The sequence below is a fragment of the Streptococcus sp. 2020WUSS084 genome, assembly GCF_044427445.1.
Taxonomy (GTDB): Bacteria; Bacillota; Bacilli; order Lactobacillales; family Streptococcaceae; genus Streptococcus; species Streptococcus suis.
In genome coordinates, this window is the sequence record NZ_JAOTGC010000003.1 from 140605 (window position 1) to 166624 (window position 26020).

A 26020-nucleotide genomic window follows, 5' to 3' on the forward strand; every position below is an offset into this window, starting at 1 on the left:
CAATGACAGAAAGAGTATGGCAACTATTGCTTGATTCATTTTCACAAATACTTGTTCCAGGATTGTTGGTGACTATCCCACTGACAATCCTGTCTTTTACCTTTGGCTTGTTAATTGCTATTGGGACGGCCTTGGTGCAAATTGCTCAGATTCCCATTCTCAAACAAGTGGCTCGTTTCTATATTTGGGTTGTTCGAGGGACACCACTCTTGGTTCAACTCTATGTGATATTCTTTGGGCTACCAAGTCTAGGAATTGTCTTGGATGCCTTTCCGTCGGCGGTTTTGGTTTTTTCTGTCAATACAGGTGCCTACGCTGCGGAAACCATTCGGGCATCTATCGAGTCCGTGCCTAAGGGGCAGTTGGAGGCTGGCTATTCTGTCGGGATGAGTTTTGCCCAGACCATGCGTCGGATTATTCTCCCACAGGCCTTTCGAGTGGCCTTCCCGCCCTTGTCCAATACCTTGATTGGATTGGTCAAGGATACATCGCTGGCTGCCAATATTACCGTCTTGGAGATGTTTATGGCAACTCAGCAGATTGCAGCAAGGACCTACGAACCGTTTGCCCTCTATTGTGAGGTGGCCCTTGTGTATCTACTCTTTTCAACCATTTTGACCAAGCTTCAAGCCTATGGTGAGAAGAAATTAGCCGTTTACTAGGAGGTTCAGATGATTCAAGCAAGTGGAGTAAAGCTGACCTTCGGTGGTCAGCAGGTGTTAAAAGGAATTGATGTAGAGGTCAATCCAGGTGAGGTGGTCGTCATTTTAGGTCCGTCTGGATCAGGAAAAACGACTCTTCTTCGTTCTTTAAACTTTTTGGAAAAAGCTGACGCGGGTCACTTAGTCTTCGGTGAGGACAGCTATGACTTGGCTCAGATGACCAAGAAGGACATTGCAGGCATTCGCAAGCGCACAGCCTTCGTTTTTCAAAACTATAATCTCTTTGCCAACAAGACTGCCTTACAAAATGTGACGGAAGGTCTGATTGTGGCTCGGAAAGTACCCAAACAAGAGGCTGAAAGAATCGGTAAAGCAGCCTTGGACAAGGTGGGACTATCTGATAAATATGGTTTCTATCCAAGTCAGCTGTCCGGTGGTCAGCAGCAACGGGTCGGCATTGCCAGAGCCATTGCGACCAATCCAGAGGTCATCTATTTTGATGAACCAACCTCGGCCTTGGATCCTGAGTTAATCGGTGAGGTCTTGGCTGTCATGATGCAGTTGGCAAAAGAAGGTATGACCATGGTGGTTGTGACTCATGAAATGGGCTTTGCGCGTGCGGTAGCTGATCGAGTCATATTTATGGATGGTGGTCGGATTATCGAAGAAGGTCGACCAGAAGACATTTTTGACCAGCCAAAAGAAGAACGTACTAAGCAATTCTTAGCTCGCATTCAAAAGGTAGATGTTGAGTAAGCTAAGCAAATTAATTTATCTTATTCATTTCCATAATCGTACAGAAAATGGACAGAATTTGACAAAGATACTTCAATTGTTAGACATTGATTGGTCTAGCGGTTGGAGTATTTTTTGTTTAGAGGGAATGGGTATTCTTATATAGTACTTTTAGCACGAGGCGATGAGCCGCAGGCATAGATGAAGTTAGGCAAGGGAGCTAAGGAAGTAATCGGAGGAAAACTAAATGACGATAAATGTATTCGAAAGGTCTTTACTTTTTAGTAATAAATAGTATATAATAACCTAAAGAAAACGTTTGCACAATTTTGACTGTTTGCTTGCTAAAAGATAAGCAACAGAAATAGAATTAGGGAGGAGTTCTATGACGACATTAGCCGATGTGGCTAGGTTAGCCAATGTATCAAAGATGACTGTTTCGCGTGTCATCAACCATCCAGAACAAGTTACACAAGAGCTGCGGACGCTCGTAACAGCTGCGATGGAAGAATTAAACTATAAGCCAAATGTGGCAGCCAAGGCCTTGGCTCAGCAACGGACACTGATTGTTCAGGCTGTCATTCTCGAAAAGATGGATGTGGTAGAGCCGTACTATATCGACCTTCTTGCAGGAATCGCTGATGAGCTCAATCATCGAAATTATACCTTGCAGTTGGTGACCAATCCAAGTCAGATTACTGATCAATGTGATGGTTACATTGTGACTGGTGCTCGAAAGAATGACTACCCCTGGTTGAAAGGGCTGCGGAAGCCATTGATTTTATTCGGGGAGAATCAAGAAGGCCTTCCTTTTGTAGATTCAGACAATCGTTTGGCGACTAGGTCCGCAACCCAGTTTGCTTTATCAAAAGGTTATGAGAGGATTGTTTTTGTAGGGATTGACTTGCCAGAAGCCTTTGAAAAAGGGAGAGAAGAAGGCTACAAAGATGCGATGCAGGGCCGAGAAACTCATCTCTATCGATTGGAAAATCGTTCTCGTGTTGCGGAAGAGTTTGTGAAAAATCTTGATTATTTACCAGAAAACACCTGTTTTATCTGTGCATCGGATCGTCTCGCTCTTGGGGTTACAAGAGGTTTACAAGCTCTAGGAAAGTCTATTCCGAATGACGTTGGGGTGATTGGTTTTGACGGCTTCTTTTTAGATCGGATGTCCAGACCAGCCTTGACGACGATGAAGCAGCCGATTCGTCAAATGGGGGCTCTTAGCGTCAAACATTTAATGACGATATTGGATGGTAAGCCTCTGGCTAGACAGGGGCATTACTGCCAGGCGACGTTAATTGAAAGAGAGACTACACCTCAGTAGTCTCTTTTTTTGGTCAGTGGGCGGTCTAGGAGCAAAAGAAGGGGGAGCTATTTATTCTATTTTTGTTAGATAGTAGCTCAAAACTTGTTACCGCTAACATTTAAGAAAACGTTTGCAAAGACTCCTTGGAATTGTATATACTGGTAGTGTACAATTCAAACTTATTTATATGGAGGAGTCTATGAAAAAGAAATCCGTTCAGAATATGAAACGAACAGGGATGCTAGAGAAGAAACAGATTTTTGGCATTCGTAAACTAAATGTAGGTGTAGCCTCTGTTGGGATTGCGGCTGCTCTGTTTTTAAGTGGAGCTGGTCAACTAGTGCAGGCAGAGGAAGTTGTCCTCCCTGCGTCAACTAGTTCAACGACTCTTTCGGAACAGGATGGCGGCGCGGTAGAAGCGACCACAACTGCGATAGAAGCTACAGATTCTATGGTAGCTGAAGCGACAGCGGTAACAGAAACAGCCGATGCAACTGCTTCAGAGGAAGCTCCTATCGAAGAAGGCAGCATTCGTCTGCACTTTGAAAATGTAGATGAAACAGCACCAGAAAGTCAAGGACTTTGGACTTGGGGAGGAGTGGCAGAGCCGTCCGATGGGAATCAATGGCCAACGGATACAGCGAACTTTTCAAGCAGTCAGGTAGATGACTACGGCCATTACGTTGATATTAAAAAATCTGAGACACCAGGAACGATTGGTTATCTGGTTCTCAAGAATGGGGAAAAAATAACAGAATCGGACCAAAAAGTGGAGCTTCTTGTTCCGGAACAAAATGAGGCTTGGATTGCTAGCGATTATACTGTTTCTAGCTATGAGCCACTCAAAGATGATAATGTTCTCCGCATCAATTACACACGTGAAGACAACAATTATGATGGTTGGGGCGTATGGACTTGGGGAGATACGACTGAAGCAAGTAGCGGCTGGCCAGCAGGTGCCGTTGATTTTAAAGTTGGGAAATACGGTGCTTATGTTGACATTCCTCTATCGAATGGTTTAGATTCTAAGCTTGGATTTCTACTAATCAATCAGAATAATCCAGATTTGGCAGGCAATAAAACCATTGATTTAGCTTTTGCAGATCGTAAACGGCATAGCCAAATTTTCCTTCGCAATGACGACGACAAAGTCTATACCAATCCATACTTTATCGAAGAAAAAGTAGAATTAGATACAAGCAAAGCTACTCCGGGAACAAAAAATGTAACCATTGAAGCAAGTATAAAAGCACCATTCAACTACAATGAAAGTGGCTTGGTATCTGTAACTGTCACCAACCCTGAAAATGCTGAAATAGTCAAAATGGAAGTCGATACAAGTGCCATCGGCGGAGGTCTTGTGCCAATCTCTACTGAGCTCAATCGTGTGACCATTAAAGCGACGTCTAGCACAGCGCCAGGGACATATAGTCTTCCTGTAAAGGTCTATGACAAGGACAACGGTTACTACGAAACAAAATTGGATGTGACCATTACAGAGCGTATCAAGGCAGATGGTGAAAAAGACTGGGACGAGCAAGTCATCTACTTCATGATGACAGACCGTTTCTATAATGGAGACACCAGCAATGATAAGCTGGTGGAAGGAACGGTCACCAACCCACGCGGTCTTTACCAGGGCGGTGACTTCAAAGGAGTGACAGCCAAGCTGGACTACTTGAAAGAACTGGGTGTGGACTCTATCTGGTTGACTCCGATTGTGGAAAATATTCCACAGAATGTTGGTAGTGTAAAAGATGGAGAGTACTATGCTTATCATGGTTATTGGGCATCCAATTTTGAGAAACTCAATCCGCATTTGGGAAGTTTAGCTGATTTCCATGAATTGATTGATGCCGCGGCGGAAAAAGGAATAAACATTGTTGTTGACGTGGTGCTGAACCATGCTGGCTATGGTACAGAAGAAACCTTTACAGGTATGGTACGGACTAAGGAAGAAGACAAGCAGGGAGATGATCAGCTCGGTTCGCTTGCAGGACTGCCGGACTTCAAGACAGAAGAAGCAACTGTTCGCAATCAGTTGGTTGCTTGGCAGGCATCTTGGTTGGAACGCTCAACAACTGCTAAAGGTAACTCAATCTATGGTTTCCGTGTTGATACCGTCAAACACGTTGATGATACCACATGGCAACATTTCAAAAATGAATTGGTAGATAGAGATCCTGACTTCCACTTGATTGGGGAAACTTGGGGAGCTAACTATAAAGATACCAAGGGTGACTTGGGAGTCGGTACTATGGATAGTTTGTTGGACTTTGGCTTCAAGGATATTGCCAAATATCTGGTCAATGGTCAACTAAAAGCAGCTGGAAAAGAGCTGGAAGAACGTAGCAAGGTTCTGACTAGTGCAGCTTCTCTGGGTCAATTCTTGGGTAGTCATGACGAAGATGGTTTCCTCTACAGTCTCGGTGGCACAGAAAAAGAAGGAAATCTGGACAAACTGAAATTGGCTGCTAGTCTTTTGATTACTGCTAAAGGTCAGCCAGTCATCTACTACGGCGAAGAATTGGGTCAATCTGGACAAAACAACTGGCCAGTTTATGACAACCGGTACGATTTCGATTGGAGCAAGGTAGAGACTAGCGACATCACAGACCACTATCAGAAATTGTTGGCTTTCCGTAATGCCAATTCAACATTGCTCTCACGTGGTGATACAAGCACACTTGCTGGAAATGATAGCCAAGGTTGGCTTATCAGCAAACGCAGTTATCAAGATCAAGCTGCTTATCTTGTCTTCTCAACCAATACCGAGAACAAGGAAATGGCGCTTGAAGTATCCGGTAAGGATGTAGTGGTCACAGATGCCTACACAGGAAAATCTTATCAAGCTATCGAGAAAGATGGTAAATGGGTTGTTCAAGTCGAACTTCCAACAATCGGTCAAGGTGGCACCATGCTCCTTCAGACAGAAGCAGGTGACATCGTCAATGCAAGTGTGCAAGGAGCGACTGAAGAACCAATTGAAGCAGGCTACTTCCGTGTTCACTTTAAAACTCTACCATCTGATAATGTATCTAGCCTAGGTTTATGGACATGGGATGATGTCGAAAAACCATCGTCAGATCTTGGTGCTTGGCCAACAGGTGCAACCAATTTCAGCACTGCTAAGCAGGATGACTATGGCTATTATCTGGACATCAAGATGAAAGATGAAACAGCTAGCAAGATTAGTTTGTTGATTAATAACACTTCTGGTGATAACATCACAGGTGACAAGACCATTGAACGGATTAGCACCAAGATGAATGAAGCTTGGTTTGATGAAAACTATCAACTCAGCCTCTATCAACCACTTAAAGAAGGCTACATCCGTATCAATTACTTCCGTACCGATGGCAATTATGACCAAAAAGGTCTCTGGATCTGGGGTGATGTGACTGACCTTACCTTGGGTGACTGGCCAAATGGTATTGATTTTGAAAACCAAGGCAAGTACGGTGCCTATATTGATGTCAAATTGACAGATTTACCAAGTTCCATTGGCTTCTTGCTATTGGATGAAAGCAAGTCAGGAGACGATGTGAAGATTCAGCAGAAAGATTATAGCTTTAAAGATTTGAAAAATCAGACACAAATCTTCCTCAAGGATGATGATGCGACTATTTACACCAACCCTTATTTTGTCAATAATGTCCGTGTGACAGGCGTTTCTCATGTTAGCCTAACAGCTTTAGAAGCAGCCTTTACAACATTGGAAGGTGCGGATAAGGATAGCATCTTGGAGAAATTATCTGTAACAGATAAGAATGGTCAGACAGTTGCAGTGACGGACCTTGTCTTGGACCTTACCAGCAACAAGGTGCGAGTCCTCGGGGATTTCAACCAAGAAAATGCGGGCTATACCCTCAAATATGGCAATGATAGCTTCACAACAACTATGAGCTGGCAGTTGAAGGATGAGCTCTATGCTTATGATGGAGAGCTTGGTGCGCGTGTGCGTCAGGCTGGTAGTGTCGTTGATATGACCCTATGGTCTCCAAGTGCAGACAGTGTAGCGGTTGTTCTTTATGATAAGGATGACCAGTCTAAGGTGGTCGGTAAATTAGCCATGACCAAGGGCGATAAGGGACAATGGGACCTCGAATTGAACAGTCAATCAGGTCTTGGTATCGCGGACTATCGTGGTTACTACTACCATTATGAAATCACTCGCGGGGGTCAATCTGTTCTTGTTTTAGACCCATATGCTAAATCTTTAGCGGAGTGGAATAGTGATTTGGCAGATACAGATCCATCTTATCGGATTGCAAAAGCTGCGATTGTGGACCCAGCAGAAGTTGGTCCAAGTGATTTGAACTATGCCACAATTCCTAACTTCAATCAGCGTGAAGATGCTATTATCTATGAGGCTCATGTCCGTGACTTCACATCCGATCCTGCTATTTCTGATGAATTGACAGCTCAGTTTGGCACCTTTGCGGCCTTTGCAGAGCGACTCAGCTACCTCAAAGACTTGGGTGTGACCCATATTCAACTGCTACCAGTTATGAGCTACTATTTTGTCAATGAATTGAGAAATGCAGAGCGGATGAGCGAGTACGCATCAAGCAACAGTAACTATAACTGGGGTTATGATCCACAGAGCTACTTTGCCTTTACAGGTATGTATTCTACAGATCCGACAGATCCAATGAAACGCATCGAGGAATTCAAAAACCTGGTCAATGAAATCCACAAACAAGGCATGGGTGTGATTTTGGATGTGGTCTATAACCACACTTCTAAGACTTTCTTATTTGAAGACTTAGAGCCAAACTATTATCACTTCATGGAGGCTGATGGTACGGCTAAATCAAGCTTTGGTGGTGGTCGTCTGGGAACCACTCACTACATGAGTCGCCGTGTCTTAGTTGATTCCATCAAGTATCTTGTGGATGAGTTTAAGGTAGATGGTTTCCGCTTCGATATGATGGGGGACCATGATGCCGAAGCAATTGAGCTGGCCTTTACTGAGGCTCAAAAACTCAATCCAAACATCATTATGCTTGGTGAAGGTTGGAGAACCTTTACAGGTGATGCCAATCAGCCTGTTCAGCCAGCGGACCAAGACTGGATGAGTTCAACAGATACGGTTGCGGTATTCTCAGATGAGATTCGCAATACACTTAAATCTGGTTATCCAAACGAAGGTCAGCCAGCCTTTATCACAGGCGGTGCTAAGAGTGTAGAATCTGTCTTCAATAACATCAAGGCACAACCAGGCAACTTCTTGGCTGATGATCCAGGTGATGTGATCCAATATATTGCTGCGCATGATAACTTGACCCTCTTTGATATCATTGCTCAGTCCATCAAGAAGGATCCGTCAGTTGCTGAAAACTATACTGAAATTCACCAACATCAACGCTTGGGTAATTTGCTAGTCTTGACTGCTCAAGGGACACCGTTTATCCATTCCGGTCAGGAGTATGGACGGACCAAACAGTTCCGCCATCCTGATTACAAGGAGCCAGTTTCAGAGGACAAGGTACCGAACAAGGCGCATTTGTTGACCAATGCAGATGGAACGCCATTTGACTATCCATACTACATCCATGATTCTTACGATTCATCGGATGCGGTCAACAAGTTTGACTGGACCAAAGCGACAGATGAGGCGCTCTATCCAGAGAATACCCGTACTCAGGCCTTTACAAAAGGATTGATTGCCTTGCGCAAATCTACAGATGCCTTCCGTTTGGGAACAAAAGAAGAAGTTGAACAGAAGGTTAGCTTGATTTCAATTCCAGGTCAAAATGGCATTGCCAAAAATGATGTAGTCATTGCCTATCAAACCATTGCAAGCAATGGGGACCGCTATGCTGTTTTTGTCAACGCCGACAGTAAGGAGCGCAGCTTTGTTCTTTCTGATATTTACAAAGAATTGCTTAAGGGTCAAGTGCTGGTCGATGGTAAGCGGGCTGGAATAGCAGCGCTGACTGATTTGGTAGGTGTGACATTGACAGATGATGCAGTTGTGCTTGCGCCATTGACTGCGACAGTGATTCGCTTGCCTTACATCACTATGGCAGTTCCAGATACAGCGCCTACTGCTGAAGAAAAACCAAGTCTAGACTTTACTACCAAGGAACGTACAGAGGAAAAAATTCTTCCTATTGTAGAGGAAATTCGCTATGATGCAAGTCTCTCTACCGATCAATCTTATGTCCTTCAAGAAGGCAAAACTGGTAAGAAAGTTCTAGTTTATCAGGATGTCTTGATTGATGGTAAGGTAGTTGCTACTAATTTGTTATCAGAAATAGTTGTTGATAGCGAAACACGTATTGTTGTGAAAGGCAGTATGGAGGCTAAGAAAGAGGCTGAAAAACCGAGTCTTTCTACTACTGCTCAAGCATCTGGACAAGCGACAAGTGATGCAAGCAAGGCGAGTCTGCCGATTACGGGTGACCGACAAAGCGATTTGGCACTTCTAGGTCTCGGACTTGCTGGACTTGGTTTGACAGTTGCTGCGCAAGGAAGAACTAAAAAATCAGAAGAGTAATAATATTTGGCTCTCCAGAGGAGCATTGCTCAAAATCTTGTGAATGTCTTATAAATACAAGAGTTGAGAGTATCACTTCCCTCTAGAAGAGGTTGGTTTCAAACCAACCTCTTCTTTTATGTTTTTTTGAGGTTCTTTTAAATTTTTAGGTAAAATAACGTCTATTTATTGATTATTAGAATAAATGGGCTGGTGAACTATAGGGAGGAATTCTGATTAAATCAGCCATTAAAGTTCGGAAATAGTCCAATAGTGAACACAAGCCTGTGTTTTATTTGGTCTTTTTGTTTCCGCTTACATAACTTATAATAAAACCATAAAAATCATTTCAAAAAAGGAGAATGAAAAATGGATTTCCTTCAAACCCCATTAAACTGGTTCTCACAGAATATCCTGCAGAATCCAGCCTTCTTCGTAGGTCTTTTAGTATTGGTGGGCTATGCCCTCTTAAAGAAAAAGCCTCATGATGTTTTTGCAGGGTTTATCAAAGCGACAGTCGGCTATATGATTTTGAACGTAGCAGCTGGTGGTTTGGTAACAACCTTCCGTCCGATTTTGGCGGCCTTGAACTATAAGTTCCAAATTGATGCGGCAGTTATTGACCCTTACTTTGGTCTTGCAGCAGCAAATGGGAAAATTGCTGAGGAGTTCCCTGATTTCGTATCAGCAGCCACTACAGCTCTCTTGATTGGTTTCGGTGTCAACATCCTCTTGGTTGCACTTCGTAAGGTTACAAAAGTACGTACTCTGTTCATCACTGGACACATCATGGTACAACAAGCGGCAACAATCTCATTGATGGTGCTCTTCCTTATCCCAGGACTTCGTAACCAATTTGGTACAGCAGCTATCGGGATTATCTGTGGTATCTACTGGGCAGTCAGCTCAAACATGACTGTTGAAGCAACGCAACGCTTGACAGGTGGTGGCGGATTTGCCATCGGTCACCAACAACAATTTGCAATCTGGTTTGTCGATAAGATTGCTCCAAAACTTGGTAAAAAAGAAGAAAACTTGGATAACTTGAAGCTACCTAGCTTCCTCAACATCTTCCACGATACAGTTGTTGCTTCAGCAACCTTGATGTTGGTCTTCTTCGGTGTCATCTTGTTCATCTTGGGTCCAGAAATCATGGCAAACCCAGAAGTTATCACTTCAGGCACTCCATACAACCCAGCTAAACAAGCCTTCTTCATGTACGTTGTACAAACAGCCTTCACTTTCTCAGTATATCTCTTCATCTTGATGCAGGGTGTACGTATGTTCGTAGCAGAATTGACAAATGCCTTCCAAGGTATCTCAAGCAAATTGCTTCCTGGTTCATTCCCAGCGGTGGACGTTGCAGCTTCTTACGGCTTTGGTTCATCTAACGCAGTCCTTTCAGGTTTTGCCTTCGGTTTAATCGGTCAGTTGATTACAATCGTTCTCTTGATTGTCTTCAAGAGTCCAATCCTCATCATCACTGGTTTCGTACCTGTATTCTTCGATAACGCAGCTATCGCAGTGTACGCTGACAAACGTGGTGGTTGGAAAGCGGCAGCCATCCTTTCCTTCATCTCAGGTGTCCTTCAAGTTGCTCTTGGTGCAGTCTGCGTTGGCTTGCTTGAATTGAGCGGTGGTTACCACGGAAACATTGACTTTGAAGTGCCATGGTTACCATTTGGATTTGCATTTAAGTACCTCGGTATTGCTGGTTATGTTCTTGTCTGCCTCTTCTTATTGGCTATTCCGCAACTTCAATTTGCGAAAGCAAAAGATAAGGAAGCATACTATCGTGGCGAGGCACAAGCAGAATAGTATCCTTGGTCTGTAAAATCAGAACATAATGTATTAAAAATAAAATAGGAGTGAAATTATGGTTAAAGTTTTAACAGCCTGTGGAAATGGCATGGGCTCATCTATGGTCATCAAGATGAAGGTAGAAAACGCCCTTCGTCAACTCGGCGTAACAGATTTTCAATCAGCTTCCTGCTCAGTTGGTGAAGCAAAAGGTTTGGCGGCAGGATATGATATTGTCGTAGCCTCTAACCACTTGATTTCTGAGTTGGAAGGTCGCACGAAAGGTCACTTGGTTGGTCTTGACAACCTCATGGACGACAACGAAATCAAAACAAAATTACAAGCAGTGCTATAAATAGCCGTTAGGGAGTGGGAAAGAACTCGACCAGTCTAAAAAGAGTTCGTCTTCCCACCCCCGCACAGTTGATTAGGTCAGATTTGGAGTGTGAAACACGAACAAATCTGCCAATCAACCACTGCGCTGAGATGTTGACACGAACTCTGAGAAGCGAGGTTGGACTTTCTGCCCAGCCTCTTTCATATAGCGTGTAGAAGGGAAAAACTATGAATTTACAAAAATCATTTACAGAAAATAATTCCATTCGTTTGGGATTGACAGCGGAAACCTGGCAGGAGGCTGTTCACAAGGCTGTTGAACCGCTAATTGACAGTGGTGCTGCGACAGAAGAATACTATGATGCCATCATTGCCTCGACAGAAGAATACGGTCCCTACTATGTGCTTATGCCAGGTATGGCTATGCCTCATGCCCAGGCTGGTGTCGGTGTCTTGAAGGACTCCTTTGCCTTGATTACCTTGACAAAGCCAGTAGCCTTCTCAGATGGCAAGGAAGTTTCAGTTCTCTTGACACTTGCAGCGACAGATCCAAAAATCCATACTTCAGTAGCTATCCCTCAAATCATTGCTCTCTTCGAATTGGAGAATTCCATCGAGCGTTTGATTGCCTGCAAAACTCCGGAAGAAGTATTGGCAATGGTTGAAGAGTCTAAAAATAGCCCATACTTAGAAGGTTTAGACTTGGAAAGCTAATCTGACGACAAGAAATTGACATAGACATAAATGAAAGGAATTGAAGTAGAGTAGCAAGGTCTGACAGTTTGGAGACACTAGACTGTTCAGTCTTCTATTCCTTCTTGGTAATAGTATTATGACAAAACATATCCCAAATCTACAGGTTGCATTGGATCATTCAGACTTGCAAGGTGCGATTAAAGCAGCGGTCTCTGTTGGTCATGAAGTGGATGTTATTGAAGCAGGTACAGTTTGCTTGCTCCAAGTTGGTAGCGAGTTGGTAGAAGTGCTTCGTAACCTTTTCCCAGACAAAATCATCGTTGCAGATACCAAGTGTGCGGACGCTGGTGGTACGGTTGCTAAAAACAATGCCGTTCGTGGTGCGGACTGGATGACTTGTATCTGTTCTGCAACTATTCCAACTATGGAAGCTGCTTTGAAGGCTATCAAGGAAGTGCGTGGTGATAAGGGTGAAATCCAAATCGAACTCTATGGTGACTGGACTTATGAACAGGCTCAACTTTGGTTGGACGCAGGTATTTCCCAAGCGATTTACCATCAATCGCGTGACGCCCTCCTTGCAGGCGAAACCTGGGGTGAAAAAGACTTGAACAAGGTGAAAAAATTGGTTGACATGGGCTTCCGTGTTTCTGTAACAGGTGGTCTTGATGTGGATACCCTTAAACTCTTCGAGGGAGTAGATGTCTTCACCTTTATCGCAGGTCGCGGTATTACAGAGGCGGCAGATCCAGCAGCAGCGGCGCGTGAATTTAAAGACGAAATCCGTCGTATCTGGGGGTAAGGCCTATGGCACGACCAATCGGAATATATGAAAAGGCAACGCCCAAACACTTCACATGGAAGGAACGCTTGGAGTTTGCCAAAGAATTAGGTTTCGACTTTGTGGAAATGTCGGTGGATGAGAGCGACGCTCGTTTGGCTCGTTTGGAGTGGACCAAGGAAGAGCGTTTAGACTTGGTCAAGGCCATCTATGAAACAGGTGTCCGCATTCCGACCATTTGTTTCTCAGGTCACCGTCGCTACCCGCTTGGCTCCAATGACCCTGCTCTTGAAGCCAAGTCCTTAGAAACCATGAAACAGTGTATCGAACTGGCTCAGGATTTGGGCGTTCGTGTCATCCAGTTGGCTGGCTACGATGTTTACTATGAAGAAAAATCGCCTGAAACTAGAGAGCGTTTCATCAAGAATCTCCGTCAGGCTTGCGACTGGGCAGAACAGGCTCAGGTCATGTTGGCCATTGAGATTATGGATGATCCATTTATCAACTCCATTGAAAAATACCTAGCCGTTGAAAAAGAAATCGACTCGCCTTATCTCTTTGTCTACCCAGATACGGGAAACGTGTCTGCTTGGCACAATGACATTTATAGCGAATTTTACCTAGGACACCGTTCTATCGCAGCCCTTCACCTCAAGGATACCTATGCGGTAACTGAAAATTCCAAAGGTCAATTCCGTGATGTCCCATTCGGTCAGGGCTGTGTGGACTGGGACAATATGTTTGCAGTCTTGAAAAAGACCAACTACCAAGGTCCATTCTTGATTGAGATGTGGTCAGAAAACTGTGAGACGGTTGAGGAAACACGAGCAGCTATCAAGGAGGCACAAGATTTCCTCTATCCATTGATTGAGAAAGCGGGGTTGAACTAATGCCAAAAGATTTACAGGAAATGCGTCAACGGGTCTATGAAGCCAATATCGCCCTGCCTGCCCACGGACTCGTCAAGTTTACCTGGGGCAACGTATCAGAAGTCTGCCGTGAACTTGGTCGCATTGTTATCAAGCCTTCTGGTGTGGATTATGAAAAATTGTCACCAGAAAACATGGTGGTGACTGACTTGAATGGAAATGTGGTAGAAGGAGACCTCAATCCTTCGTCTGACTTGGCGACCCACGTTGCCCTCTACAAGGCTTGGCCAAACGTACATGCTGTCGTGCATACCCATTCGACAGAAGCAGTTGGTTGGGCTCAGGCAGGTCGTGACATTCCATTTTATGGGACAACTCATGCGGACTATTTCTACGGTCCGGTACCATGTGCCCGTTCCTTGACAGCTGAGGAAGTAAACTCGGCCTATGAAAAAGAAACAGGAGCGGTCATCATCGAGGAATTTGAACGCCGAGGCATTGATCCAGTGGCCGTTCCAGGAATTGTTGTCCGTAACCATGGACCATTTACCTGGGGCAAGGATCCTGCTCAGGCAGTTTACCATAGTGTTGTCCTTGAGGAAGTGGCTCGGATGAACCGCTACACCGAACAAATCAATCCACGGGTGGAGCCAGCGCCAAGCTATATCATGGACAAGCACTACCTTCGTAAACATGGTCCCAATGCCTACTATGGACAAAAGGGTGATGAACATTAAGTTCTTGTGTGAAAAAAACAGTAGGGAAAAGTAGCAGACTCCCCAAAAAGGAGAACTGCTTTTTCCCTTTTGATGAGGAGAAAGATGAGGAAATTTTTACAGGATAGTCTGACAGAGACAGCCTACTATTTAGAATTGATTTTATCTGCCATACTTGGCTTAGCCCTTTTAGCCTTGTCAACGCTTCTTTTTGCAGACCTACTCAGCTCATTAGCTGGTGATATTCAAGCGGATACGTTTATTCAAAATTTTCTGAGTCGTGCAATGACCTTGGCGGTCGGAGTCGAATTTATCAAAATGCTTTGCAAACAGTCACCTAGCACCGTGATTGAGGTACTTCTGGTTGCCATTGCTCGCCAACTGATTGTGGAACATGGCTCAAGCATGGACTACTTGATTGGTATTGCGTCGGTCGCCATCCTATTTGCAGTTAGAAAATACCTTTTCACTCAGTTTGATGATTCCAATAATATTATTATGCGCGCCAGCCAGAAAGTAAAAGTGGCCAATATCATCGCACGAGTAAAAATTCCAAGTGAAGGTAGTGAGACTTTGAGAGATTTTGTGACACGAAAACTCAATGAAGAAGAGAAAACCATTGCTATTGGTGCCTGTGTATATTTGAAAAATGTTGCCCTTCGGATAGATAACATGCACGGAGAACTGATTACCCGAGTAGAAATTATTAAAAGCATCTATTAATTCTAACTATAAATATTTATGCAACATAAAACAAGTAATAATCAGATAAATTTTAATAATTATTAGAATATCTCAGATAATTATGTTAAGATAGTAACGGGACGGGGGAAAGAGGAGGAGAATCTTGTTATTAGATAAGAGTAGTTGCGCTCTACTGAGGTACCTGATTGGTCTACAGGAACCTGAGACAATCATGGCTATTTCCAAGGGCTTGCAACAATCACGTCGAAAAATCTATTACCATCTAGAAAAAATCAATGATGCCCTACCAACAACTGTAGAGAGTATTGAAAGCTTACCTCGCCTCGGTATTCGACTTACCGAAGCGCAAAAACTAGCCTGTCGAGATCTTCTCGATTCCATTGATTCGTACACCTACGTCATGAGCATGCCTGAGCGCATTCAGCTGATGTTGGTATATATCTGTATCACACCAGAAAGAGTGACCATTGAACGGCTAATGGAGTTGACAGAAGTCTCTCGTAATACGGTCTTAAATGATTTGAATGAAATTCGAACCCAGTTGGCTCAAGAACAATACAAGATGACCCTCTATGTATCTAAGAGTCATGGCTATAGTCTCGTTTGTCACCCTTTAAATAAAATCCAATATGTCCACTCACTTCTCTATACCATCTTCTTGGATGCCAATAAAGGTTTTTTGCAGGTTCTAGAAGATAAGTTATTTGAGTTGGTGGGGTGTCAGTTGCTCTTCTCAGAAGAAATGGCACAATTTTTACAGGGACAAGTATCGCAGTTAGAAAAGAAACTGGGCAAGAAAATCAATCGCTACGAAATCGAGTTTATGCTCAAAGTATTGCCTTTCTTGCTCCTTAGCTATCGCAATATGGAGCTGGATGACTTGGAAGAACGAGCCATTCTCAAAGAATTTGAACAAGTTCGAGAGCGTATCGAGTACCGAGTTGCTCAGGAATTGAAAGATGCCTTGTTGCAAACCTTTGATTTGAAATTGGATGAAATAGAAATCTCCCTGATTGCCATTTTACTTCTATCCTATCGAAAGGATAGCGATGTTCATGTATTCAGTCAAGATTTCATTGACTTGAAGCGTGTGGTAGAGCGATTTATTCATCATTTTGAGATACATTCACCATTTGAATTGGAAAATCCTGACGAATTAGCCAAACATCTCTTGGCACATTGCAAGGCTCTGTTGTTCAGAAAAACCTACGGCATCCTATCTAAAAATCCAATGGTCCAACAAATCCAAGATAAATACGGCACCCTGTTTGCTATGACACGGGTTTCTGGAAAGATTTTGGAGGAGGAGTGGCAGATTGAGTTATCCGATGGAGATATTGCCTATTTGACGATTCATCTAGGAGGAGCTATTCGACGCAGTGGGACGCGCAAGGTACAGACACAGATTGTCTATTTAATCTGTGATGAAGGGGTGTCAGTCCAACGCTTACTTTATAAACAATGCCAGCATCACTTGCCAGATAAGAAGATTGGCGCCGTCTTTACCACTGAACAATTCAAGAGTGTCGAGGACTTACTAGAGGTTGATTTCTTGATTACAACCAGCGATGGGTTGGAAACGGATTTCCCTTTGTTGCAGGTTCACCCCATTTTAGATTTTGATGATGTGCTAAACATGACTCATTTTGCAAAATATCGTAGTTTGGCAGATGAAAAACAAGTTTTTGCAGTAGAACTAGACAAGCTTTTGTCGGGATATATCGCAGACGGAAGGACCGCTCGAGAACTCAAACAACGGCTACAAAAACTGATTACCAATGAATTATTAACCAATTTATCCAGTCAAGATATTGAAACAGATCTGTATTAGGGTAAAGTCCAAGTTTGAACACAAGCCTGTGTTTTATTTGGTCTTTTTTTTGTTGCCTTTGGAGCATATACTAGAAGCATAGAAACGTACCTTATAGGAGGAATGGAAAATGGCTAAAGTTCAAGATATTACAAGAGAATCCTGGATTCTTTCAACCTTCCCAGAATGGGGAACTTGGCTCAATGAAGAAATTGAAGAAGAAGTAGTGCCAGAAGGCAACTTTGCTATGTGGTGGCTTGGAAACTGTGGTGTCTGGATTAAAACACCAGGTGGAGCTAACGTGGTCATGGACCTCTGGTCATCACGTGGGAAATCCACTAAAAAAGTGAAAGATATGGTTTGGGGACACCAAATGGCTAACATGGCCGGTGTACGCAAATTGCAACCAAACTTGCGTGTGCAGCCAATGGTTATCGACCCATTTGCCATCAATGAATTGGACTACTATCTAGTATCGCACGTCCACAGTGACCACATGGACATCAGCACAGCCGCTGCCATCATCAACAATCCAAAATTAGACCACGTCAAATTTGTCGGTCCAGTTGAAAGTGGCGACATCTGGGAAAAATGGGGGGTTCCAGCTGACCGTATCATCTGTATCGCACCAGGCGATAGCTTTGAGTTTAAAGACATCAAGGTCCACGCTGTAGAATCCTTCGACCGTACTTGCTTGGTGACCTTGCCAATCGAAGGTTATGACGAAAATGGTGGTAAATTAGCAGGACTTCCTGTGACAGATGAACTCATGGCTCGCAAGGCAGTCAACTATGTCTTTGAAACACCTGGCGGAACTATCTACCATGGTGCAGACTCCCACTTCTCAAACTACTTTGCAAAACACGGTCGTGACTTCAACATCGACGTTGCTATCAACAACTACGGTGACAACCCAATCGGTATCCAAGACAAGATGACATCAATCGACCTTCTCCGTATGGCAGAAAACTTGCGTGCTAAGGTAATCATCCCTGTTCACTACGACATCTGGTCTAACTTCATGGCGTCAACAGATGAAATCTTGCAGCTCTGGAAAATGCGTAAGGAACGCTTGCAATACGATTTCCATCCATTCATCTGGGAAGTTGGTGGCAAGTATACTTATCCGATGGACAAGGACCGTATCGAATATCACCACCCACGTGGCTTTGATGATTGCTTCTTAGAAGATTCAAATATTCAATTTAAGGCTTTGTTATAAGATTGAGAACTCTCTTGCTCCATAGAGACGAGGAGAGGTACTATAAACTCTGATAAAGTATGAAATGTGCGAATTACTACTGTTCACTCCAAGGGCGGGACGAAAGTCCTGCCTCTTTTCTACGGACAATTTATTTCTCGCTTCATTTCAAACAGACATAGAAAACGCTTTATGGTATAATAAATTCATGACTTTAAAAAAGGAGAAAAACATGTCAAATCTTTCAGTCAATGCGATTCGTTTCCTTGGTATTGATGCCATCGAAAAATCAAAATCAGGTCACCCAGGTGTCGTCATGGGTGCGGCTCCAATGGCCTACAGCCTTTTTACTAAAGAACTTCGTATCAACCCAGCTCAACCAAACTGGATCAACCGCGACCGCTTTATTTTGTCTGCTGGTCACGGCTCAATGCTCCTTTATGGATTACTTCACCTTTCAGGTTTTGAAGAAGTGAGCATGGACGAAATCAAGAACTTCCGTCAATGGGGTTCAAAAACACCAGGTCACCCAGAATTTGGTCACACAGCAGGTGTAGATGCAACAACAGGTCCACTTGGACAAGGTATTTCAACTGCGACAGGTTTTGCGCAAGCAGAGCGTTTCCTTGCAGCTAAGTACAACCGTGATGGTTTCCCAATCTTTGACCACTATACTTACGTAATCTGTGGTGATGGCGACTTGATGGAAGGTGTTTCTGCAGAAGCGGCTTCTTACGCAGGTCTTCAAAAATTAGAAAAACTCATCGTTCTTTACGATTCAAATGACATCAACTTGGATGGTGAAACAAAAGACTCCTTCACAGAAGATGTACGTGCCCGTTACAATGCTTATGGCTGGCATACAGACCTCGTAACAGACGGTACAGATGTAGATGCCATCTTTGCTGCTATTGAAAAGGCAAAAGCAGCTGGTAAGCCATCTCTTATCGAAATCAAGACTGTTATCGGTCATGGTTCACCAAACAAACAAGGTACAAATGCCGTTCACGGTGCTCCACTTGGTGCAGAAGAAACAGAAGCAACTCGTAAGGCGCTTGATTGGAACTATGGTCCATTTGAAATTCCAGCTGAAGTTTATGCGGACTTCAAGGAAAATGTCGCAGACCGTGGTGCTGCAGCCTACGATGCCTGGGTGAAATTAGTTGAAGACTACAAAGTAGCTCATCCAGAATTAGCAGCTGAAGTAACAGCTATCTTGGAAGGTCGTGACGTAGTTGAAATCAAGCCAGAAGACTTCCCTGTTTACGAAAATGGCTTCTCACAAGCAACTCGTAACTCATCACAAGATGCCCTCAACGCAGCGGCTAAAGTTTTGCCAACCTTCCTTGGAGGTTCAGCTGACTTGGCTCACTCAAACATGACCTATATCAAGGAAGATGGTTTGCAAGATTCAGTAAATCCACTCAACCGCAATATCCAGTTTGGTGTGCGTGAATTTGCTATGGGTACTATCTTGAACGGTATGGCAGCTCACGGTGGACTTCGTGTCTATGGTGGTACCTTCTTCGTCTTCTCAGACTATGTGAAAGCAGCAGTTCGTTTGTCAGCTCTTCAAGGACTTCCAGTGACTTATGTCTTCACTCATGACTCAATCGCAGTCGGTGAAGATGGTCCAACTCACGAGCCGATTGAGCACTTGGCAGGACTTCGTGCTATGCCAAACCTCAATGTCTTCCGTCCAGCAGATGCGCGTGAAACACAGGCAGCTTGGTACTTGTCATTGACCAGCAAGTCTACACCATCAGCCCTTGTTCTCACTCGTCAAAACTTGACAGTTGAGGAAGGAACCGACTTTGACAAGGTTGCAAAAGGTGCCTATGTGGTTTACGAAGCAGAAGGCTTTGATACTATCCTTCTAGCATCTGGTTCAGAGGTTAACTTGGCTGTTAAAGCTGCCAAAGAACTAGAAGCAGCAGGCACTAAGGTTCGTGTGGTTTCTGTGCCATCAACTGAACTCTTCGATGCACAAGACGCTGCCTACAAGGAAGAAATCCTTCCAAATGCCATCCGTCGTCGCTTGGCAATTGAAATGGGTGCAACTCAAGGTTGGTACAAGTATGTCGGCCTTGACGGTAAAGTCCTTGGTATTGACACATTTGGTGCATCAGCTCCAGCCCAAACAGTTATTGACAACTATGGCTTCACAGTAGAAAATGTTGTGAAATTAGTTGGCGAATTGTAATAGAAAATATCAGAGACAGCCTTTCGAGGCTGTTTTTGATATTTTTTTAAAAATTTTCTTGACAATATCGACAATAAACGATATATTAATATCTGTGAATATCAATGTTGCTCCCCCTACCTTCTCGACTGAGGAGGTATTTTTATATTTTTAAGGTAATAGAAGGGCAGCATTTTGAAAGAAATGTGTGACAAGGAAGAAGTAGTGTTAGATTCATTTTGATAGCAGAGAATAAAGAAGTGATTTTGAACTGTTATCAGGGCTGTGCTATAATAGATTTATGAACTATACACATGAAGAAAAAGAGTATTTTATGACTCAAGCATTGCAAGAAGCTAGAAAGTCGCTAGAAAAGGATGAAATTCCAATTGGTTGTGTGATTGTCAAGGATGGCCAGATTATTGGCAGAGGGCATAATGCGCGTGAGGAACTCAATCAGGCAATCATGCACGCTGAGGTGATGGCAATCCAAGAGGCTAACAATGTTGAGGGGAATTGGCGCCTGCTTGATTCGACCCTTTTTGTGACGATTGAACCTTGTGTGATGTGTAGCGGAGCTATTGGCCTAGCACGCATTCCGCAGGTCATCTATGGAGCAACCAACAAAAAGTTTGGAGCTGCAGGGAGCCTCTATGACATTTTGACAGATGAGCGGCTCAACCATCGTGTCAAGGTAGAAACAGGTATTTTAGAAGCGGAATGTGCCAATATCATGCAAGATTTTTTCAGACAACGCAGAGAAAGTCAGAAGGCTACTAAACTTATCATGAAGACGCAAGAGGAAGCGACTTCGGATAGCTAGTTAATATTCCAAACTTGCACTCTGGCCAAATTGTGTTATAATATTAAACGGAGCAACATTCGTGCGTGAAGCGGGTCAGGGGAGGAATCCAGCAGCCCTAAGCGAGGTCGAATGTGTGCTCTTTTTGCGTATAATCTAAAAATCCTTTGAAATCAAGCTTTCAGAGGGTTTTCTTTGTCTTATTTTTAGAAATAGGGGCAAAATAGGGGCAACTTAAGAAAACTTTTTGGATGCTCTGCTATTCTACTGAGGAATAAGGAGGAAAGCCTATGTTTTTATTTGCCTTTCCAGGTATGGGAAAAACGACACTTGCTAAGAAATATACAGATGTTGTGGACTTAGAAATGTCTGACATTAAGTACGATAATAGCAGTGTTCGCCATTTAACGAAAGAGGAGCGAAAATCCACCAAACGCCCACTGAAGGATAAACGCTATAAAACAATCTATGTCAATAAGGCCTACACTCTTCATAGACAAGGAAAGACAGTCCTAGTAGCGCTGAATTTTCTGATGAGAATGTTGCTGGCCATGTCTATACGCGGTGGTGTACCATTTCATATCTATATTCCCCACCCTTCTCTCAAAGAAGAATACCGCCAACGTTACATTTCAAGGGGCAACAACGACCGGTTCATCTTTGAAGTCATGTTTATTTGGTATCCTGCCCTCATTCCGCTTTACCTACTATCTAAGATTCTCCCGAAATGGATTACAGTAACCCAGTCGGGAGAGACTTTGGAGGATTATTACAAACGCGAAAATTTCGTTAGATTTTCACAAAAATTAAGATTTATACAACATATTTCATGAAAATAAATGAAAATTGATAAATTTCTTGAAAAAAATATGATAAAGCGTTATCATATTATGGTACATAAATGGAGGAAAAACATGACACATATTACATTTGATTATTCAAAAGTTTTGGGCCAATTCGTTGGAGCTCAAGAAGTAGAATACATGCAACCACAAGTTACCCTTGCAGACCAAATGCTCCGTCAAGGAACAGGTCCTGGTAACGACTTTATTGGCTGGTTGGATTTGCCAGAAAACTACGACAAAGAAGAGTTTGCTCGTATCAAGGAAGCTGCAGCTAAAATCCAAAATGAAAGTGAAGTTTTGGTAGTTATCGGTATCGGTGGTTCTTACCTTGGTGCTAAAGCAGCTATTGATTTCTTGAGCAATGCCTTTGTAAACTTGCAAACACGTGAAGAGCGCAAAGCTCCACAAATCCTTTACGCTGGAAACTCTATCTCATCAAGCTATCTTGCTGACTTGGTGGATTATGTTGCTGACAAGGATTTCTCAGTTAACGTGATTTCAAAATCAGGTACAACAACTGAGCCTGCCATTGCTTTCCGCGTCTTCAAAGAATTGCTTGTGAAGAAATACGGTCAAGAAGAAGCTAACAAGCGTATCTATGCGACAACTGACAAGGCAAAAGGTGCTGTTAAGGTTGAAGCGGATGCAAACGGTTGGGAAACCTTTGTAGTTCCAGATGATGTCGGCGGTCGTTTCTCTGTCTTGACAGCAGTTGGTCTTTTGCCAATCGCGGCAGCTGGTGCAGACATTGATGCCCTTATGGAAGGTGCAAACGCAGCCCGCACGACATTTACATCTGATAAGATTGCTGAAAACCAAGCTTACCAATATGCAGCTGTTCGTAATATCCTTTACAGAAAAGGCTATGTAACAGAAATCTTGGCTAACTACGAGCCATCACTTCAATACTTCAGCGAGTGGTGGAAACAATTGGCGGGCGAGTCAGAAGGTAAGGACCAAAAAGGTATCAACCCAACATCTGCTAACTTCTCAACAGACTTGCACTCACTTGGACAATTTATCCAAGAAGGAAATCGTAATATCTTTGAAACAGTTGTTCGTGTTGACAAACCAAGAAAAAATATCTTGATTCCTGACATGGCAGAGGACCTTGACGGTCTTGGCTACTTGCAAGGTAAGGACGTTGACTTTGTAAACAAAAAAGCAACGGACGGCGTATTGCTTGCCCACACAGATGGTGGCGTACCAAACATGTTTGTAACTCTTCCACAACAAGATGAGTTCACACTCGGTTATACCTTCTACTTCTTCGAGTTGGCGATTGCTATCTCTGGTTACCTCAATGCGATCAACCCATTTGACCAACCAGGTGTAGAAGCCTACAAGAAAAACATGTTCGCTCTTCTTGGAAAACCAGGATTTGAAGAACTCGGTGCAGAATTGAACGCACGTTTGTAAGAAAATGAAACTTTAAGCCCGCCTATCAGAGTTCGTGTTTCATACTCCCAATCTGGCCTAACGACTGTTGCGAACAGAGTTCGCTTCATTTCCAACCTCAAAAGGTTCACTGAACCTTTTGAGCTGTGCGGGGGTGTGAGGACGAACTCTTTTTCTATGTCTTGAGTTCTATCACACTCCCAGTTTTTCTTTGTTTATTAAATATGGTAGAATAGAGTCTATGAAAAGAGAGTTTTTTGTAGTTGGAGATGTTCATGGAAAGTTTGAACTGCTACTTGATATTTTGAAGAAATGGGATGAAGAGCGGCAACAACTGATTTTTCTAGGCGATTTGATTGACCGTGGAGAAAACTCAAAGGCCTGTCTAGAGCTGGTGCGACAGTTGGTCCGCGAAAAAGGTGCTATCTGTTTGACTGGGAATCATGAACGAATGTTTTTGGCTTGGCTGCGTGACCCCTTAGACCGCTACGATCACTATCGGAGAAATGGTGGAGATACGACTATCAATTCCTTACTGGGGCGTCCCTTGGATGCACCGGTAGATGGCCTGGTGGATGCCAATACAGTGATGGAACAATATGAGGACCTGATTGATTTTGTCAAATCTTGCCCCTATCATATGGAGACTGAGCGCTATATCTTCGTCCATGCGGGAGTTGATTTAACCTTACCAGATTGGCGTGAAACCAATAATCATGATAAGGTTTGGTTACGCACCCCTTTCCATGAGGCTGAAAATACCACAGGAAAAATAATTGTCTTTGGACATACACCTGTGTATAACCTCTTTCAAACTCAACTTCGCATTAGTCAAATCTGGACCAGTCCAGATGGGAAAATGGGAATTGACGGAGGAGCTGTTTATGGCGGAGTTCTGCATGGTCTAGTCTTGAATCAACAGGGATTGGTTAGAGATTATGCAGTGGGCTGTATGGAGTCGACCCAGTAGCTTACTGTAAAAATTTACAAAATTGCATGGTAATACATACTAGGGATATTAACAATTTTTAGGAGATGAATATGCTAATTTGTTCGGTATAAAATTTCTAGTCAATCTGGCAGATTACTATTGCAAGCTTATTAAGCTTTATCCGAGTGTTTAGTCAGGAATGGTATGAAATATCCCATCAAAACCTAGCGATTCTTATAATGATTCTGCATTTTGAGAGGGCTACTGGCTGTATATTCTAAAAAGATAAATTGTTTTCTAGATATACTTGACTTTCATACTTAAAAATAATATTATCTAGTAGTAATAAACAAAAGGAGTTTTATAATGAAAAAGAAATGGTTGCTGATTTTCTCAGCTCTTCTAACAGTTACTACTTTGGTGGCTTGTTCTAATAGTAAGGAAGAAACAACGTCAAAAAGCTCTTCAACGGAACAAACATCCACAACGAAATCCTCTACTAAAGAGTCTACATCTGAATCCTCGACTGTTACTTTAAAAGAGTCAACAGTGACTTATCTGGCAGATGCAGAGATTGATGCGATTCAGACTATCGGAGAATATAAAACATCATTGAACTCATTGATGGACTCTTATGTTGCTGACTTTGATGGGCTAATCGTTCAGTTACCAGAAGAAGCACAGACTACTTTAAAACCATATCGTGAGCAAATTGTAACGATGCTTGAACAACAAAAATCAGCACTGGATTCACAATTTGCGACATTAGGGGATGACTCGACAGTGATTCCAGAAGAAGCACGAGCTACTGTTTTGGATAGTTTAAAAACAGTTCGTGATCAACTAAAACAAACGATGACAACTGTGCATGAACAGGCACAAACATTATTAAATGAATAACAGAGAAAGATTTGGCTCCTGCTCAATGTTATTAGGTTAGCTAACTTAATAACATTGGGAACTGAGGGCCTCTTTTTCATTTTTTTGCATTTCTTCCCAAATTTTCAGAAAATTTTGATATAATAGAAAAAATATGATTTATAGATTGGAAATACTATGACTGCACAAAAAATGACTGCCCAAGAAATCATTGCCTTTATTGGTAATGCTGTGAAAAAAACGACTGTTAAGGTGACCTTTGAAGGTGAATTGGCTGGGCCTGTTCCTGCTGAGGTAACAAAGCTTGGCAATGTCCTCTTCGGTGACTGGAAGGATGTCGAGCCACTTTTGGCAAATTTGACTGAAAATGTGGACTATGTGGTCGAGCAAGACGGTCGCAATTCGGCTGTGCCTTTGCTGGACAAACGTAATATCAATGCCCGTATCGAGCCAGGTGCCATTATCCGTGACCAAGTGACAATCGGTGATAATGCCGTTATCATGATGGGTGCTGTGATCAACATCGGTGCGGAAATCGGCCCAGGTACCATGATTGACATGGGCGCTATCCTTGGTGGTCGTGCGACGGTTGGTAAAAACAGCCACATCGGTGCAGGTGCGGTCCTTGCAGGTGTCATCGAGCCAGCTTCGGCTGAGCCAGTGCGTGTTGGCGACAATGTCTTGGTTGGTGCCAATGCCGTTGTCATCGAAGGAGTGCAAATCGGTAGCGGCTCTGTTGTCGCAGCGGGCGCTATTGTGACCCAAGACGTCCCTGAAAATGTTGTGGTGGCAGGTGTGCCAGCCCGCATCATCAAGGAAATCGACGCTCAAACCCAACAAAAAACAGCCTTGGAAGAGGCTTTGCGGACACTCTAAGAG

Annotated in this window: 20 protein-coding genes and 1 other RNA gene; all 21 read left to right on the forward strand. The window is 43.2% G+C overall.

The annotated features are described in order from the left end of the window. The first annotated feature begins 2 nt into the window (after positions 1-2). Positions 3-662 carry an amino acid ABC transporter permease gene (locus ODU50_RS03040; protein WP_002938543.1) on the forward strand — a complete coding sequence of 220 codons (660 nt, stop codon included), beginning with the start codon at positions 3-5 and terminating at the stop codon, positions 660-662. A gap of 9 nt (positions 663-671) precedes the next feature. Continuing rightward, on the forward strand, positions 672-1418 hold the full coding sequence (locus ODU50_RS03045; protein WP_024381211.1) for an amino acid ABC transporter ATP-binding protein: 747 nt from the start codon (positions 672-674) through the stop codon (positions 1416-1418). A 364-nt stretch (positions 1419-1782) separates the two neighbouring features. Beyond that, positions 1783-2724, forward strand: coding sequence for a LacI family DNA-binding transcriptional regulator (locus ODU50_RS03050; RefSeq protein ID WP_014638775.1), 942 nt, complete (start codon positions 1783-1785; stop codon positions 2722-2724). A gap of 181 nt (positions 2725-2905) precedes the next feature. Then, positions 2906-9211: a pullulanase gene (locus tag ODU50_RS03055; RefSeq protein WP_398581307.1), complete on the forward strand. Its 6306-nt coding sequence runs from the start codon at positions 2906-2908 to the stop codon at positions 9209-9211. A gap of 348 nt (positions 9212-9559) precedes the next feature. Beyond that, on the forward strand, positions 9560-11008 hold the full coding sequence (locus tag ODU50_RS03060) for a PTS sugar transporter subunit IIC (RefSeq protein ID WP_398581308.1): 1449 nt from the start codon (positions 9560-9562) through the stop codon (positions 11006-11008). A gap of 58 nt (positions 11009-11066) precedes the next feature. Next, positions 11067-11345 carry a PTS sugar transporter subunit IIB gene (locus ODU50_RS03065; protein ID WP_009910950.1) on the forward strand — a complete coding sequence of 93 codons (279 nt, stop codon included), beginning with the start codon at positions 11067-11069 and terminating at the stop codon, positions 11343-11345. 209 nt (positions 11346-11554) lie between these two features. Continuing rightward, positions 11555-12040, forward strand: a complete 486-nt coding sequence (locus ODU50_RS03070; protein WP_105153092.1) for a PTS sugar transporter subunit IIA — start codon at positions 11555-11557, stop codon at positions 12038-12040. Positions 12041-12158: 118 nt separating this feature from the next. Continuing rightward, positions 12159-12824, forward strand: a complete 666-nt coding sequence (locus tag ODU50_RS03075; RefSeq protein ID WP_105153091.1) for a 3-keto-L-gulonate-6-phosphate decarboxylase UlaD — start codon at positions 12159-12161, stop codon at positions 12822-12824. A gap of 5 nt (positions 12825-12829) precedes the next feature. Next, positions 12830-13693: an L-ribulose-5-phosphate 3-epimerase gene (locus ODU50_RS03080; protein WP_024403063.1), complete on the forward strand. Its 864-nt coding sequence runs from the start codon at positions 12830-12832 to the stop codon at positions 13691-13693. Next, entirely contained in the window at positions 13693-14409 is a 717-nt protein-coding gene (locus ODU50_RS03085) for an L-ribulose-5-phosphate 4-epimerase (protein WP_105153090.1), read from the forward strand. Before ODU50_RS03080 ends, ODU50_RS03085 begins: the two co-directional genes overlap by 1 nt. An 84-nt stretch (positions 14410-14493) precedes the next feature. Next, entirely contained in the window at positions 14494-15111 is a 618-nt protein-coding gene (locus ODU50_RS03090) for a phosphate-starvation-inducible PsiE family protein (protein ID WP_024384341.1), read from the forward strand. A 124-nt stretch (positions 15112-15235) separates the two neighbouring features. Then, positions 15236-16924, forward strand: coding sequence for a BglG family transcription antiterminator (locus tag ODU50_RS03095; RefSeq protein ID WP_398581309.1), 1689 nt, complete (start codon positions 15236-15238; stop codon positions 16922-16924). Positions 16925-17033: 109 nt separating this feature from the next. Next, on the forward strand, positions 17034-18125 hold the full coding sequence (gene ulaG / locus ODU50_RS03100) for an L-ascorbate 6-phosphate lactonase (protein WP_398581310.1): 1092 nt from the start codon (positions 17034-17036) through the stop codon (positions 18123-18125). A gap of 211 nt (positions 18126-18336) precedes the next feature. Next, positions 18337-20307: a transketolase gene (tkt, locus tag ODU50_RS03105; RefSeq protein WP_105141599.1), complete on the forward strand. Its 1971-nt coding sequence runs from the start codon at positions 18337-18339 to the stop codon at positions 20305-20307. 280 nt (positions 20308-20587) lie between these two features. Further along, positions 20588-21109 (forward strand): tRNA adenosine(34) deaminase TadA, encoded by a 522-nt coding sequence (gene tadA, locus ODU50_RS03110; RefSeq protein WP_024393381.1) that lies wholly within the window; start codon positions 20588-20590, stop codon positions 21107-21109. A 42-nt stretch (positions 21110-21151) separates the two neighbouring features. Beyond that, an RNA gene (gene ffs / locus ODU50_RS03115) (signal recognition particle sRNA small type) lies at positions 21152-21241 on the forward strand. A gap of 137 nt (positions 21242-21378) precedes the next feature. Further along, entirely contained in the window at positions 21379-21921 is a 543-nt protein-coding gene (locus tag ODU50_RS03120) for a hypothetical protein (RefSeq protein WP_023371733.1), read from the forward strand. Positions 21922-22002: 81 nt separating this feature from the next. After that, the gene (locus ODU50_RS03125) at positions 22003-23352 is read left to right on the forward strand and encodes a glucose-6-phosphate isomerase (RefSeq protein WP_044672925.1); all 1350 of its coding nucleotides are present in this window, start codon (positions 22003-22005) and stop codon (positions 23350-23352) included. A gap of 220 nt (positions 23353-23572) precedes the next feature. After that, on the forward strand, positions 23573-24301 hold the full coding sequence (locus ODU50_RS03130) for a metallophosphoesterase family protein (RefSeq protein WP_105153089.1): 729 nt from the start codon (positions 23573-23575) through the stop codon (positions 24299-24301). 327 nt (positions 24302-24628) lie between these two features. After that, positions 24629-25162 carry a hypothetical protein gene (locus tag ODU50_RS03135; protein WP_024399695.1) on the forward strand — a complete coding sequence of 178 codons (534 nt, stop codon included), beginning with the start codon at positions 24629-24631 and terminating at the stop codon, positions 25160-25162. A 156-nt stretch (positions 25163-25318) separates the two neighbouring features. Continuing rightward, positions 25319-26017, forward strand: a complete 699-nt coding sequence (gene dapD / locus ODU50_RS03140) for a 2,3,4,5-tetrahydropyridine-2,6-dicarboxylate N-acetyltransferase (RefSeq protein ID WP_024376132.1) — start codon at positions 25319-25321, stop codon at positions 26015-26017. Positions 26018-26020: the final 3 nt, after the last annotated feature.

Excerpts from the sequence above, each read along its gene's own strand:
- ODU50_RS03135 (WP_024399695.1), top strand. The coding sequence starts at position 24,629 with ATGAAAAAGAAATGGTTGCTGATTTTCTCAGCTCTTCTAACAGTTACT.
- ODU50_RS03045 (WP_024381211.1), top strand. The coding sequence starts at position 672 with ATGATTCAAGCAAGTGGAGTAAAGCTGACCTTCGGTGGTCAGCAGGTG.
- tkt (WP_105141599.1), top strand. The coding sequence starts at position 18,337 with ATGTCAAATCTTTCAGTCAATGCGATTCGTTTCCTTGGTATTGATGCC.
- ODU50_RS03090 (WP_024384341.1), top strand. The coding sequence starts at position 14,494 with ATGAGGAAATTTTTACAGGATAGTCTGACAGAGACAGCCTACTATTTA.
- ODU50_RS03040 (WP_002938543.1), top strand. The coding sequence starts at position 3 with ATGACAGAAAGAGTATGGCAACTATTGCTTGATTCATTTTCACAAATA.
- ODU50_RS03120 (WP_023371733.1), top strand. The coding sequence starts at position 21,379 with ATGTTTTTATTTGCCTTTCCAGGTATGGGAAAAACGACACTTGCTAAG.
- ODU50_RS03050 (WP_014638775.1), top strand. The coding sequence starts at position 1,783 with ATGACGACATTAGCCGATGTGGCTAGGTTAGCCAATGTATCAAAGATG.
- ODU50_RS03060 (WP_398581308.1), top strand. The coding sequence starts at position 9,560 with ATGGATTTCCTTCAAACCCCATTAAACTGGTTCTCACAGAATATCCTG.
- ODU50_RS03080 (WP_024403063.1), top strand. The coding sequence starts at position 12,830 with ATGGCACGACCAATCGGAATATATGAAAAGGCAACGCCCAAACACTTC.
- dapD (WP_024376132.1), top strand. The coding sequence starts at position 25,319 with ATGACTGCACAAAAAATGACTGCCCAAGAAATCATTGCCTTTATTGGT.
- ODU50_RS03085 (WP_105153090.1), top strand. The coding sequence starts at position 13,693 with ATGCCAAAAGATTTACAGGAAATGCGTCAACGGGTCTATGAAGCCAAT.
- tadA (WP_024393381.1), top strand. The coding sequence starts at position 20,588 with ATGAACTATACACATGAAGAAAAAGAGTATTTTATGACTCAAGCATTG.
- ODU50_RS03130 (WP_105153089.1), top strand. The coding sequence starts at position 23,573 with ATGAAAAGAGAGTTTTTTGTAGTTGGAGATGTTCATGGAAAGTTTGAA.
- ODU50_RS03125 (WP_044672925.1), top strand. The coding sequence starts at position 22,003 with ATGACACATATTACATTTGATTATTCAAAAGTTTTGGGCCAATTCGTT.
- ODU50_RS03070 (WP_105153092.1), top strand. The coding sequence starts at position 11,555 with ATGAATTTACAAAAATCATTTACAGAAAATAATTCCATTCGTTTGGGA.
- ODU50_RS03065 (WP_009910950.1), top strand. The coding sequence starts at position 11,067 with ATGGTTAAAGTTTTAACAGCCTGTGGAAATGGCATGGGCTCATCTATG.
- ODU50_RS03075 (WP_105153091.1), top strand. The coding sequence starts at position 12,159 with ATGACAAAACATATCCCAAATCTACAGGTTGCATTGGATCATTCAGAC.
- ulaG (WP_398581310.1), top strand. The coding sequence starts at position 17,034 with ATGGCTAAAGTTCAAGATATTACAAGAGAATCCTGGATTCTTTCAACC.
- ODU50_RS03055 (WP_398581307.1), top strand. The coding sequence starts at position 2,906 with ATGAAAAAGAAATCCGTTCAGAATATGAAACGAACAGGGATGCTAGAG.